Annotated in this window: 12 protein-coding genes; 10 read left to right on the top strand and 2 right to left on the bottom strand. The window is 41.6% G+C overall.

Annotation, left to right across the window (positions count from 1 at the left end):
- The first annotated feature begins 162 nt into the window (after positions 1-162).
- Positions 163-1,758, top strand: coding sequence for a CTP synthase (locus JOD45_RS07780; protein ID WP_205003325.1), 1,596 nt, complete (start codon positions 163-165; stop codon positions 1,756-1,758).
- A 193-nt stretch (positions 1,759-1,951) separates the two neighbouring features.
- Here JOD45_RS07780 and JOD45_RS07775 read toward each other — a convergent pair whose 3' ends face one another.
- Entirely contained in the window at positions 1,952-2,467 is a 516-nt protein-coding gene (locus JOD45_RS07775) for a DUF2529 family protein (protein ID WP_205003324.1), read from the bottom strand.
- A gap of 392 nt (positions 2,468-2,859) precedes the next feature.
- Here JOD45_RS07775 and JOD45_RS07770 point away from each other — a divergent pair, with 392 nt between their 5' ends.
- From JOD45_RS07770 to JOD45_RS07735, 8 genes are all read left to right on the top strand, one after another.
- A complete protein-coding gene (locus tag JOD45_RS07770) occupies positions 2,860-3,234 on the top strand; it encodes a response regulator (protein WP_205003323.1) in 375 nt (124 codons plus the stop codon).
- A 163-nt stretch (positions 3,235-3,397) separates the two neighbouring features.
- Positions 3,398-4,261, top strand: coding sequence for a class II fructose-1,6-bisphosphate aldolase (gene fba, locus JOD45_RS07765; RefSeq protein ID WP_205003322.1), 864 nt, complete (start codon positions 3,398-3,400; stop codon positions 4,259-4,261).
- Between the two features lie 301 nt (positions 4,262-4,562).
- Positions 4,563-5,210, top strand: a complete 648-nt coding sequence (gene fsa / locus JOD45_RS07760) for a fructose-6-phosphate aldolase (protein ID WP_205003321.1) — start codon at positions 4,563-4,565, stop codon at positions 5,208-5,210.
- Positions 5,211-5,374: 164 nt separating this feature from the next.
- The gene (locus tag JOD45_RS07755; protein ID WP_205003320.1) at positions 5,375-6,667 is read left to right on the top strand and encodes a UDP-N-acetylglucosamine 1-carboxyvinyltransferase; all 1,293 of its coding nucleotides are present in this window, start codon (positions 5,375-5,377) and stop codon (positions 6,665-6,667) included.
- A gap of 269 nt (positions 6,668-6,936) precedes the next feature.
- Complete coding sequence (gene glpX / locus JOD45_RS07750; protein WP_205003319.1) at positions 6,937-7,908, top strand: class II fructose-bisphosphatase; 972 nt, start codon at positions 6,937-6,939, stop codon at positions 7,906-7,908.
- A 455-nt stretch (positions 7,909-8,363) separates the two neighbouring features.
- Positions 8,364-9,629 carry a transcription termination factor Rho gene (rho, locus tag JOD45_RS07745; protein WP_205003318.1) on the top strand — a complete coding sequence of 422 codons (1,266 nt, stop codon included), beginning with the start codon at positions 8,364-8,366 and terminating at the stop codon, positions 9,627-9,629.
- A 188-nt stretch (positions 9,630-9,817) separates the two neighbouring features.
- Positions 9,818-10,021, top strand: a complete 204-nt coding sequence (rpmE, locus tag JOD45_RS07740; protein WP_205003317.1) for a 50S ribosomal protein L31 — start codon at positions 9,818-9,820, stop codon at positions 10,019-10,021.
- A 128-nt stretch (positions 10,022-10,149) separates the two neighbouring features.
- Positions 10,150-10,767 (top strand): thymidine kinase, encoded by a 618-nt coding sequence (locus JOD45_RS07735; protein WP_205003316.1) that lies wholly within the window; start codon positions 10,150-10,152, stop codon positions 10,765-10,767.
- A gap of 44 nt (positions 10,768-10,811) precedes the next feature.
- On the opposite strand, the gene JOD45_RS07730 is transcribed toward JOD45_RS07735, so the two are convergent.
- Positions 10,812-12,143 (bottom strand): FAD-dependent oxidoreductase, encoded by a 1,332-nt coding sequence (locus JOD45_RS07730; RefSeq protein WP_205003315.1) that lies wholly within the window; start codon positions 12,141-12,143, stop codon positions 10,812-10,814.
- 182 nt (positions 12,144-12,325) lie between these two features.
- Between JOD45_RS07730 and prfA the strand changes: the two genes are divergently transcribed.
- A complete protein-coding gene (prfA, locus tag JOD45_RS07725) occupies positions 12,326-13,408 on the top strand; it encodes a peptide chain release factor 1 (RefSeq protein ID WP_338056049.1) in 1,083 nt (360 codons plus the stop codon).

The following is a 13,408-nucleotide window of genomic DNA, read 5'->3' as shown; positions in this document are numbered from 1 at the left end:
CTTTGGTAAAATCACTTTTGGGCTATTAAATTATAGGACGAAAGAAAACAATCTTTATAAACGAAAGCAGGCCCTCTCAACTATAGGGAGCGGGTGTCTGCTTTTGTTTTTTTTATATGGTCATTTTTTGAGCATAATAAAGCAAAAAGGGGATGAATGGTCTTGGCAAAGTATATTTTTGTTACCGGCGGTGTTGTGTCATCACTTGGTAAAGGTATTACTGCGGCTTCATTGGGCCGTTTGTTAAAAAATAGAGGCGTTAAAGTAACAATTCAAAAATTCGATCCGTATATTAATGTTGACCCGGGCACTATGAGTCCTTACCAGCATGGTGAAGTGTTTGTAACTGACGATGGCGCTGAAACAGACTTAGATTTGGGCCATTATGAACGCTTTATTGATATTAATCTAAATAAGAACAGCAATGTCACAACAGGAAAGATATATTCAACTGTTTTGAAGAAAGAACGCCGCGGTGATTATCTAGGCGGAACTGTCCAAGTTATTCCGCATATAACAAACGAAATCAAAGAACGAGTTTTCAGAGCTGCAAGAGAAACTCATGCCGATGTGGTTATCACTGAAATTGGCGGAACAGTTGGCGACATTGAAAGTTTGCCTTTTCTAGAGGCTATTCGTCAGATTAAGAGCGATGTTGGCATTGAAAATGTTATGTATATCCACTGTACATTAATCCCTTACCTAAAAGCTGCAGGCGAAATGAAAACCAAGCCGACGCAGCACAGCGTTAAGGAATTGCGCAGCCTTGGCATACAGCCAAACGTCATTGTGGTAAGAACAGAAGTGCCTGTTTCTCAAGAAATGAAAAGCAAGATCGCTTTGTTCTGTGATATTGATGAAAAAGCGGTAATCGAAGCGAGAGATGCTGACACATTATATCAAGTTCCGCTTGATCTTCAAGAGCAAAATCTTGACGACATTGTATGCAAGCATTTAAAACTTAAATGTGCGCAAGCGGATATGAGTGAATGGAATAAGCTGGTAGACAAAGTGCTGAACCTTAAAAAGTCAGTGAAAATTGGCTTGGTCGGAAAATATGTTGAACTTCAAGATGCCTATTTGTCAGTTGTTGAAGCATTGCGGCATGCCGGCTATGAATATGATGCCGATATTGATATTAAATGGATTAATTCAGAGCATCTTAATGATAAAAATGCTGAAGAGCAGCTGTCGGATGTCAATGGTATATTAGTGCCGGGCGGATTTGGAGACCGCGGTATTGAAGGAAAGATTACGGCTATTAAATATGCGCGTGAGAACCGTGTGCCGTTTCTAGGCATATGTCTGGGCATGCAGCTGGCATCTGTTGAATTTGCGCGTCATGTTCTAGGGTTGGAAGGCGCTCATTCATCAGAAATCAACCCTTCTACGCCATATCCGATTATCGATCTGCTTCCGGAACAAACGGAAGTTGAAGATATGGGCGGAACGCTGCGTCTAGGCCTTTATCCATGCAAAGTCAAGGAAGGCACCAAAGCTTATGAAGCTTACCAGGAGCCTGTCATTTATGAGCGGCACCGCCACCGTTATGAATTTAATAATGAATACAGGGAAGCGATGGAGGAAAAAGGTTTCGTCTTTTCCGGCTTGAGCCCTGATGATCGTTTAGTAGAAACTATTGAAATTAAAGATCATCCTTGGTTTGTGGCTTCCCAATTCCACCCAGAGTTTAAGTCGCGTCCAACTCGTCCAGAACCGCTGTTCAGAGGGTTTGTTGGAGCAGCAATGAATCATTAAAAGGGTTTCTTAGGGGAATTTGAGGTTTAAACCATATTATGAATGGGAAAAAGCATGATGCAGGGGAATATTGTTGAGGATTATGTCCTATTTGGGAGAATAGGGAAGCCTGTGAGGAAAGACCCATTCCTCAATAGTATAATTCCCCCTCGATTCCCTAAATCCCTTTAAAAAACCTAAATTTTTTACATGTTTAGTAAAGCTCTTGTTCATCAAGCATGTCTATCGTTGTAAGATAAACAGCTAAATAGGCGTATAGGGAGGCCATTGAGGACGGTTTCCCTATTTTTTTGTCGTCATTCAATGGTACAATAGGCCTATTTTTGCCGGTTTGAATGACAATATCTACATATTCATAACCGTTTTCCCCCGCATTTTCAAAAATGCCTATGACCGGGCAGCCCTTATTTTTTAATTCTCTGGCAAGCGACAAAGCTTCTTCTTGATTGTTTTCATTTGCAGCAATTAAAACAGCATCCATGGGTTCTATATCTTGATTTTTAAGGTATTCGGCTTTAGGCAGCTTGTTTTCGCCTTCAACCGCTTCGACAGCCACTGATTGATAAGAGCCTAAACCATGGACAATAATTTTTCCATCTGAAATGACAGCCTGGGCAAGCAGCCGTGCACTGTCTTCAATGTCGTTTTCATTATTCTTTTGTATATCATTAAAGACGCCCAATAATTGTGTAGTGAAAATTTTCAACATCGTTAAAACCCCTTTCGACTTTATTATAGGTTATCAGCCCTGATTTTGTAAGAACGGCGGATGGTTCATTTTTGTTCGATCGTCTTAAAAATGGTTCATCATCATAATGATAGACTTTAAACATTCTCCGCGCAGGAGCACCGAGCAGGGCTTCACGAAAATACTGCGATCTGCGACGAGAACCGGCCACGCTTCTCAGAATAAGCAGCGGCGCAGGAGCACCCGCCTTTTTTTGCGACGAGCTTTGTAAAGCTTCTCTGAATTTCTTCGCGCAGGAGCAGGAGATTTTAAATGAGAAGCGAATTAACCGTGTAGTGGCTTTTGGCTTAGTTTGTCATTTTTATACATATAATAGATGATCATTTTAAAAACCAAGGTGGGGAGAAATACAAATGGTTGGTGCAGAAAATAGTAAAATTTTAATCGTTGATGATCAATTTGGCATTCGGATTTTGCTGAATGAAATTTTTCAAAAAGAAGGCTATAAAACATATACGGCCGGCAATGGCGTTCAAGCTTTAGACATTGTAGAAAAAGAAGAACCAAAGCTTGTTATTCTCGATATGAAAATACCAGGAATGGATGGGCTGGAAATACTTAAAAGAATTAAAGCCAAAAACAGCGGCATCAAAGTTATTATTATGACAGCTTACGGAGAACTTGATATGATCCAAGAAGCCATTGATAACGGTGCTATTACACACTTTGCAAAACCGTTTGATATCGATGATGTATTGAAAGCGGTTCAAAAAGAATTACCATTATAAAAGGAGCATATGAGATTATTTTTAACCCGATTTTATGGTATGCTATACATGTTGAGTCGAAGGAGCGAAACAATAATTATTGTTCCTGTGCCTCTTCTTTTAACTGACAGCAGGTTGCAGCTGACAGTTGAAAGAAGTTTGTAAATATAAAGGAGGGTTACATATGCCTTTAGTTTCAATGAAAGAAATGCTTGAAAAGGCGAAAGCCGAAAAGTATGCAGTAGGTCAATTTAATATCAATAACTTGGAGTTTACTCAAGCGATTCTTCAAGCTGCTGAGGAAGAGAAGTCACCAGTTATTTTAGGTGTTTCCGAGGGCGCTGCAAGATACATGGGCGGTTTTAAAGTGACTGTTGCAATGGTTAAAGCGCTAATGGAGGAATTTAATATTTCTGTTCCTGTAGCCATTCACCTCGATCACGGTTCATCTTTCGAAAAATGTATGCAAGCCATTAATGCAGGATTTACATCTGTGATGTTCGACGGTTCACATTATCCGCTTGAGGAAAATATTGCCTATACTAAGAAAGTTGTCGACGCTGCTCATGCAGTAGGCGTATCTGTTGAAGCTGAACTCGGCCGCATCGGCGGACAAGAAGATGATCTTGTTGTTGAAGATGCAGAAGCAGCATATGCTATTCCATCAGAATGCGAAAAGCTTGTTAAAGAAACTGGCGTTGATTGTTTTGCTCCTGCGCTGGGTTCTGTTCACGGACCGTATAAAGGCGAACCTAACCTAGGTTTCGAGCGCATGGAAGAAATCAACAACCTCGTAGGTATTCCGCTTGTTCTACACGGCGGTACAGGTATTCCTACAAAAGATATTAAAAAGGCTATTTCACTTGGCCACGCAAAAATTAATGTAAATACTGAAAACCAAATTGCATCTACAAAAGCAGTAAGACAAGTGCTTAATGAAAAACCAGATTTATATGACCCAAGAAAATATCTAGGGCCGGCCCGCGATGCTATTAAAGAAACAGTTATCGGCAAGATGCGTGAATTCGGCTCATCCGGCAAAGCATAAAATCACAAGGTTTCAAAAAGTGTGAAGCGCAGCAAGATGTTCCAGCGGAAGAAATCTGCTTATGGAAACAAACTGAAATAAACTCGTTTTGTCAGCATCTGTTACCCAGACTTTTTGACCGCGGCCTTTCCGGAACTTAAATAAAAAATCGATACATTATAGCGAATGCCCAAGCGTCCGCTATATGTTATCGATTTTTAATCTTTCTGCTACATGAAATCCAATGAATTTGAGAACCATAAAAAAGAATATGATTCTCTTATGGATTGATATGAACTAAATTTACCAGGGGGCAATGATAGTGAAATTCTTTATAGATACGGCAAATATTGACCAAATCCGTGAAATTAACGATTTAGGTGTTCTTTCTGGTGTGACGACTAACCCTTCTCTTGTTGCCAAAGAGGGTGTTGATTTTCATGATCGTCTTCGTGAAATCACTTCAATTGTAAAAGGCTCTGTCAGTGCCGAAGTTGTATCAACTAAAGCTGAAGACATGATTGAAGAAGGCAAAAAGCTTGCAGCCATCGCACCAAATATTACTGTTAAAGTACCGATGACTCAAGAAGGCCTTAAAGCTGTCCATGCTTTTGCCAAAGAAGGTATTAAAACAAATGTTACGCTGATCTTTTCAGCTAACCAAGCATTGCTTGCAGCCCGCGCCGGCGCAACTTATGTATCGCCGTTTGTCGGCCGCTTAGATGATATTGGACAAAATGGCATAGAGCTTATTGCACAAATTGCTGAACTGTTTGATATCCATGGACTTGATACAGAAATCATTGCTGCTTCTATCCGCCATACTATGCACGTCACAGAAGCTGCAGAAGCAGGCGCACACATTGCAACCATTCCGCATAAAGTATTTATGCAAATGATGAAACACCCATTAACCGATAAAGGGCTAAGCGACTTCTTAGCTGACTGGGAAAAATATCAAAATCGATAAAGATAGTAGTAGTAGTGCACCTCTTTTTAGAGGTGCCCTGCATTTTTTTTATTTATCTAACATCTTAAATTATTTGAATTTACATGTTAGAATAAAAATCGGTCCATAATAATTAGTGTAATGAAAATCTGGTCAAATAGACTGACACGGAAAAGGAGTTTATCATGGAGAAATTAATGATTGAAGGCGGTCATCGTCTCAAGGGAACCATCCAAGTAAGCGGTGCCAAAAATAGTGCTGTTGCGTTAATACCTGCTGCCATACTTGCGAATTCAACGGTGACAATCGAACAACTTCCAAACATTTCCGATGTCCGTACTCTTTGTGAGCTTTTAAAAGAAATAGGCGGTAAAGTAGTGTATGAAGGACATACATTAACTATTGATCCTTCTCAAATGATTGATATGCCATTGCCCAATGGTCCTGTTAAGAAACTGCGCGCTTCATATTATTTAATGGGAGCTATGCTCGGGCGTTTCAAAAAGGCTGTCATTGGTTTGCCGGGAGGATGCAACCTTGGCCCGCGCCCCATTGATCAGCATATAAAGGGATTTGAGGCGCTGGGAGCTTCTGTAACCAATGAACAGGGAGCTATTTACTTGCGTGCAAAGGAATTAAGAGGTGCGCGGATTTATTTAGACGTTGTCAGTGTTGGTGCAACAATTAATATCATGCTGGCTGCGGTCAGGGCTAAAGGGCGGACAATTATTGAAAATGCGGCAAAAGAACCAGAAATTATTGATGTAGCTACACTCCTGTCAAGTATGGGTGCAAAAATTAAAGGTGCAGGAACAGATGTGATCCGTATTGACGGTGTTGATGAGCTGCATGGTTGTCGCCATTCAATTATTCCTGATCGTATCGAAGCTGGTACATATATGATTGTGGCTGCGGCAATGGGCGACCGTGTTCTTATTGATAATGTGATTCCGCGGCATTTAGAATCATTAACTGCCAAGCTCAGAGAGATGGGCATAACAGTCGATATTTATGATGACCAGATTGCGGTTTCGCGTCAAGTAAATGAATTAAAGAGCGTTGACATTAAAACCCTCGTATATCCTGGCTTTCCAACGGATTTGCAACAGCCTCTGACCAGTTTGCTTACACAGGCTAAGGGAACAAGCATTGTAACAGACACTATTTATGGTTCGAGATTTAAGCATATCGACGAATTAAGGCGGATGAGCGCTGAAATGAAGGTGGAAGGCAGATCCTCAATTATTACTGGACCGACAGGATTACAAGGAGCCAAGGTGAAAGCAACCGATTTAAGAGCCGGCGCTTCGCTTGTTGTAGCTGGCTTAATGGCCAATGGAATTACAGAAGTGCTTGGCGTTGATCACATAGATCGCGGGTACAGCCAACTGGTAGAAAAATTGCAGGGAATAGGTGCTAACATATGGCGCGAAGACCTGGATCTTCATGAAATTGAAGAAATAAAAGCCAGCAGTTAAAGAAACCTTGGCTGGCGCAAACCTGGGGGAATGCATCCTCTGCAACATATTTGAAGAGGCGTCAGCGTTTCAGCTAAAGCTGCAAAGAAACTTTTCCGTGTTTAAATGCTGCTTTAGCGCCGGCTTATATTTTCTGGCTTAACCGATGCAAACTCGTCAGCGAGTCTGATTTTCATTTGAAATAGCATAAGAGATACAGCATTTGTACAAAAAAGAGGATAAACCGGACACCATTTTATAGGTTGTGGTTATAACAAGGGGTGACTTTTGTGGAAAGAAGTCTTTCGATGGAACTTGTAAGAGTAACTGAAGCTGCTGCGTTAGCCTCCGCGAGTTGGATGGGGAGAGGAAAGAAAGAAGAAGCTGACAATGCGGCAACTACCGCCATGCGCAATGTATTTGACACCGTTCCCATGCAAGGGACTGTTGTTATTGGCGAAGGAGAAATGGACAATGCACCGATGCTGTATATCGGCGAAAAGCTGGGAACCGGCGTCGGGCCGAAAGTAGACGTTGCCGTTGATCCATTAGAAGGCACTAATATAGTCGCGGCCGGTACTTGGAATGCGCTTGCAGTTCTTGCTGTTGCTGAACAGGGCAATCTTTTGCATGCACCGGATATGTATATGGATAAATTGGCTGTTGGGCGTGAGGCTGTCGGGCAAGTTGACATCAATGCTCCTATCATCGATAATTTGAAAGCCGTTGCAAAGGCTAAGAATAAGGACATTGAAGATGTCGTGGCTACTGTTCTTGACCGTGAACGCCATGCCCGCATTATTCATGAAATACGTGAAGCCGGCGCCAGAATTAAATTAATTCCGGAAGGTGATGTGGCAGCTGCCATTAATACCGGCTTTGATGATACAGGCGTTGATATTTTGTTCGGTGCTGGCGGTGCTCCGGAAGGCGTGATCGCAGCCGTTGCTTTAAAATGTTTAGGCGGGGAAATACAGGGCCGTCTATTGCCTCAAAACGATGAGGAAAGAGAACGCTGCAAGAAGATGGGCATTGAGGATCCGAATCAAGTGCTTCGCATGGATGACCTTGTGCGCGGAGATGATGCGATATTTGCGGCCACAGGCGTCACAGACGGCGAGTTGTTAAAAGGCGCCCGGATTCATGGGGCAAGGGGAACAACGCATTCGCTTGTTATGCGCGCGAAATCGGGAACAGTACGATTTATAAAAGGTTCGCACAGTTTGATCAAAAAGCCTCATTTAGTTATAAAAGAAGATTAATTTGGGTTATTTTTCCTGAATAAAAGGCACTAGCATTAGCTGGTGCCTTATTGAAATTATAATTGAACAAGAGTATAATAAGTCCCGCATATAAATAATCTATTTGGAATATTACCCGATTTGATTAAAACTTAAAGATGTGGTAAGAATAATGAGTAATTCAATGGACTTTCTTTATACAGCTCCTTAATCTCTTCCTTTCCTTTTGAAAGAGTCCTTCATGTGCCGTTCATTCATTTTTAGTTTTTATACTATCAGAAAATATATCTTGGCAACATAAGAAGCAGGCTCAGTGCAGCCGCTAAGACAAGGAAGATAGTATAAAGTCGTAGCAAAAGGGAGACTGCGCGGAACAGAGTGAGCCATGATACTCTAAAGTTCTTGGCAGCTGCCTGTGCATTTAAGGCTTGGCACCAGCCAAGTTTTCTTTAAAATCAGTGAAGTGTGGTGTCATAATGGGAGTAACATTAGCAGAATTAGAAAATATGAAACTTAAAGATTTATATGAGCTTGCACGCAATTATAAAATTTCTTATTACAGTAAGCTTACAAAACGGGAACTTATATTTGCGATTTTGAAAGCGCGCGCTGAACAAGACGGTTTTTCATTTATGGAAGGTATTTTAGAGATTATCCCGTCTGAAGGATTTGGTTTTTTAAGACCGATTAATTATTCGCCGAGTTCAGAAGATATTTACATTTCTGCTTCGCAAATCAGAAGGTTCGATTTAAGAAACGGTGATAAAGTTTCCGGAAAGGTTCGTCCCCCGAAGGAGAATGAACGTTATTACGGATTGCTTCATGTGGAAGCGGTTAATGGAGAAGATCCTGATACATCAAAAGAACGGGTTCATTTCCCGGCACTAACGCCTCTATATCCGGAAAAGAAGATGGTTTTAGAAACAGATGAAAAAAGCATTTCGACTCGGATTATAGATATGATCTCACCTGTAGGATATGGTCAGCGCGGTTTGATTGTGGCACCACCTAAGGCAGGCAAGACAATGCTTTTGAAACAAATAGCCAACAGCATTTCAACCAACCATCCTGATGCGGAGCTCATCGTCTTGCTTGTTGATGAACGTCCGGAAGAAGTTACTGACATTGAACGTTCAGTCAAAGGTGATGTCGTCAGCTCAACATTCGATGAAGTTCCCGAAAATCACATAAAAGTATCAGAATTAGTTTTAGAGCGAGCCATGCGTTTAGTTGAGCATAAAAAAGATGTTGTTATTCTAATGGATAGTATTACTCGATTGGCGCGTGCTTATAATTTAGTTATTCCGCCGAGCGGAAGAACGCTGTCCGGCGGGATTGATCCGGCCGCTTTTCATCGTCCGAAGCGTTTCTTTGGAGCAGCTCGAAATATTGAAGAAGGGGGCAGTTTAACAATACTGGCCACCGCATTGGTAGATACAGGGTCCCGTATGGATGATGTTATTTATGAAGAATTTAAAGGGACAGGCAATATGGAGCTGCACCTTGACCGACGCTTAGCTGAGCGCCGCATCTTCCCTGCGATCGATATCCGCAGATCCGGGACAAGAAAAGAAGAAATGCTTATTGACAAAAATCACCTTGATAAGCTCTGGGTGATGAGAAAAACAATGGATGATTCGGCTGATTTTGTTGAACATTTTTATAAACGAATCAAGCAAACGAAGTCTAATGAAGAGTTTTTTGCCTTATTTGATAAGGAAAAAAGCGGCGCTCTAAAATAATCATTACATTTTTTTGAGCGGGTTATAATTTTAAATCTTTGTCAGGGATATCATTGAGACGAAAACAAGGGTTTTTAGACACTTTTTGGTATCCCCTTGAAAACAGGCAATGATCTTGTTATACTAGATGCTAGTTGTGATTAAACTCTGGTTTGAGATAAAATCAGGGCGAAAAGGAGATGAGTAGAATGAAGCAAGGAATCCATCCTGAATATCATAAAGTTACTGTAAAATGTTCTTGCGGTAATGAATTTGAAAGTGGTTCCGTGAAAGAAGGTCCGCTACGCGTAGAAATTTGTTCTGAATGCCATCCTTTCTACACTGGCCGTCAGAAATTTGCTGATAAAGGCGGACGTGTTGATCGCTTTAAGAAGAAATATAACCTTAAATAATTTTTGTCATTCATACAGGCAAGCTCTTTTCTTGCCTGTTTTTTCATATACTTAATCTTTGTTAACAGCTACATGTCATTTTTTTTAACTTATACTTACGGAGTGTTATGTAAGAAAGGATGCTTGTCATGCAATTGACAAATCAAACGGGCTGGATTGAATGTATTTGCGGAAGCATGTTTTCCGGAAAGTCGGAAGAACTGATTCGCCGCGTGCGCCGTGCCAGTTTTGGTAAGCTGAAAATCCAGGTATTTAAGCCTGCTATAGACAATCGCTATGCTGAGGAGGCAGTTGTCTCGCATACTGGCAATTCTGTAAAAGCCCTTCCGGCAAGCACGTCTGAAGAGATTTTCTCCAGGGTAGAAAAAGATACTCAGGTCGTTGCTATTGATGAAGTCCAATTTTTTGATGAGGGTATTGTTGATGTTTGCGGAAAGTTGGCTGACAGCGGTGTTCGGGTTATTGTCGCAGGTTTGGATCTCGATTTTAAAGGAGAGCCGTTTGGCGCTGTCCCGGAATTAATGGCAGCCAGCGAAACAGTGACTAAATTAAATGCTATTTGTATGGTTTGCGGATCGCCTGCAAGCCGTACACAACGTTTGATTAATCATCAGCCGGCATCTTATCATGATCCAGTTATTCTAGTCGGTGCCTCTGAATCATATGAAGCAAGGTGCAGGCATTGTCATGAAGTGCCGGGAAAGCCCCAATCCAAAAGAAATAAGCTGGCAGAAGAAATGGTATAAGAGAAACTCGCCGATTGGCGAGTTTTTCCTTTTGATAGAAATCCTTACTTAAATCGCCTCGCCGCTTGCTGTATAGGATCCCAGACGCTGTTAAACGGCGGAGCATAAGAAAGATCTAAATTCTCTAAATCAGTGATTGTCAGACCGCTGTATAATGCTGCTGCAATGACATCTGTCCGTTTGGCCGCGCCGTTTCTTCCGATAACTTGGCCTCCGAGCAATTTTTTAGTGCCTTTTTCCGCAATAAGTTTAACCCATAATGGTGTCTTTCCCGGGAAGTATCCGGCGATATCTGTCGATTTAATTTTAACGGCCTCAAAATCGTATCCGAGCTTGGCGGCATCTTCTTCTGTTAAGCCGCTTCTGCCAAGTTCCAGATCAATAAATTTAATGATAGATGTTCCTGTAATGCCTGCAAACGGCCGTCTTTCGCCAATCATATTCATTCCGGCGATGCGCCCCATTTTATTAGCGTTTGTGCCGAGCGGTATGTAATCGTAGGCCTTTTTTAGCCGGTGGTATTGAAGCGCGCAATCACCGGCAGCATAGATATTTTCTGCGCTTGTTTCCATATATTCATTGACTTTAATAGCATTCTTAATGCCCAGTTCAACAGGTGTATGTTCAAGGAAAGATGTGTTTGGCGCAATGCCGGCGGCGGCGACGGCAATGTCCGCTTTATATGATCCTTTATCTGTTTCAACAGCTTGGACAAACTCATCGCCTTTAAATTCTTGGACTTCTTCGTTTAAAATAATTTTTATCCCCTTATTTGCTGCCTCTTCATGAATCAGCTCAGACATATCCGAATCGAAGACTTTGATTAACCGGGAACCTCTGTCGATCATTGTAACTTTAAGTTTCCGTTTATAAAACGCTTCTGCAACTTCGAGCCCGATATATCCCCCGCCAATAATCACAGCGTGCTGAACATCCCTTGATAATCCTTTTATCATTTTTTCTGCGTCAGATATTGTTTTCAAAGTATAAATCCCTTTAAAGTGTTTGCCGCTCCAATCTGGGAACACGGGGTCGGCTCCGGTTGCGATTAATAACTTATCGTAAGAAATACTGAAGGGTTTATGATGTTCAACTGTTTTTCCTTTGACCTGTTTTGCTTCAGCATCTATTTCTGTTACTTCATAACCGCATCTTGCATCAATCCCGTATTTATTTCGAAAAGTATCTATAGAACGGGCAATCAGTTTTGAAGAAGACGTGATATCTTGACCGATCAAATAGGGGAGGCCGCACTGGCTGTAAGAGTAGATATTGCCCTTTTCCAGGGTGATTACCTTTGCGTGTTGATCATGTCGAATAATTTGCATAGCAGCGCTCATGCCTGCCGCATCTCCGCCGATGATGACATATTGCATGTTGTTCCCCGCTTTCGCTTTAGTTTTACAGAATTAAAACGCTTTTATAAGAGTGTAATACTTAAATGGCAAATAAACAACTTAGGCAGCTTTGACTGGCTGCAAACCCTATAATATAATGAATATATTATAATGGTTGTTCAAATTTGAATACGTATTTATTGGTATAGGAAGAAAATGAGGTGAAGACGGTGCTTGAACGTTTACAGTCACTTGAAGACCGTTACGAAAAATTAAACCAGCTATTATCTGACCCGGATGTCATTAGCGATACAAAAAAACTTCGTGAATATTCGAAGGAACAATCTGACCTTGAGGAAACGGTGCAAACCTTTCGCCGATATAAGGACGTCGAAGACCAGCTGAAGGATGCAAAGGAAATGCTTGAAGAGAAGCTGGATAACGACATGAAGGAAATGGTCAGATTAGAAATCGCCGAGTTAGAGGAAGAAAAAGAAAGCTTAGAAGAGAAATTGAAGGTATTGCTTATTCCTAAGGACCCTAATGATGATAAAAACGTTATTGTTGAAATCAGAGGCGCTGCCGGCGGTGATGAAGCTGCTTTATTTGCGGGCGATCTGTTCAAAATGTATTCCCGCTATGCGGAAGCGCAAGGGTGGAAGACTGAAGTTATCGAAGCAAGCCCAAATGAAGTCGGCGGCTACAAAGAAATTATATTTATGATTAACGGTACGGGAGCATATTCCAAACTTAAATATGAAAACGGCGCCCACCGCGTACAGCGTGTGCCGGAGACAGAATCAGGCGGGCGTATCCATACCTCTACGGCAACAGTTGCTGTACTCCCTGAAGCCGAAGAAGTTGAAGTTGACATTAATGAAAAAGATATTCGTGTGGATACATTTGCTTCGAGCGGACCAGGCGGACAAAGCGTTAACACGACGATGTCAGCGGTTCGCTTAACACACGTTCCGACGGGTATTGTCGTCTCATGCCAAGATGAGAAGTCGCAGATCAAAAATAAAGAAAAAGCAATGAAAGTGCTTCGGGCAAGAATATACGATAAGTTCCAAAAAGAAGCACAGGAAGAATATGCGGCGCACCGCAAATCAGCAGTTGGAACGGGTGACCGTTCTGAACGCATCCGCACTTATAATTTCCCGCAAAGCCGTGTCACCGATCACCGGATTGGTCTAACGCTGCAAAAGCTTGATCAAATTCTTGAAGGCAAACTTGATGAAATCATCGATGCATTAATCGTTGATGAACAAGCGAAGTTAATTGAACAGGCGGAAGCACAATGA

The organism is Scopulibacillus daqui (assembly GCF_016908855.1).
Lineage (GTDB): Bacteria > Bacillota > Bacilli > Bacillales > Sporolactobacillaceae > Scopulibacillus_A > Scopulibacillus_A daqui.
This window is presented reverse-complemented; position numbering and strand designations above follow the sequence as displayed.

Coding starts and splice junctions, on each gene's coding strand:
- JOD45_RS07775 (WP_205003324.1), bottom strand. CDS start 2,467: ATGTTGAAAATTTTCACTACACAATTATTGGGCGTCTTTAATGATATA.
- JOD45_RS07770 (WP_205003323.1), top strand. CDS start 2,860: ATGGTTGGTGCAGAAAATAGTAAAATTTTAATCGTTGATGATCAATTT.
- fba (WP_205003322.1), top strand. CDS start 3,398: ATGCCTTTAGTTTCAATGAAAGAAATGCTTGAAAAGGCGAAAGCCGAA.
- JOD45_RS07755 (WP_205003320.1), top strand. CDS start 5,375: ATGGAGAAATTAATGATTGAAGGCGGTCATCGTCTCAAGGGAACCATC.
- rho (WP_205003318.1), top strand. CDS start 8,364: ATGGGAGTAACATTAGCAGAATTAGAAAATATGAAACTTAAAGATTTA.
- rpmE (WP_205003317.1), top strand. CDS start 9,818: ATGAAGCAAGGAATCCATCCTGAATATCATAAAGTTACTGTAAAATGT.
- JOD45_RS07735 (WP_205003316.1), top strand. CDS start 10,150: ATGCAATTGACAAATCAAACGGGCTGGATTGAATGTATTTGCGGAAGC.
- JOD45_RS07730 (WP_205003315.1), bottom strand. CDS start 12,143: ATGCAATATGTCATCATCGGCGGAGATGCGGCAGGCATGAGCGCTGCT.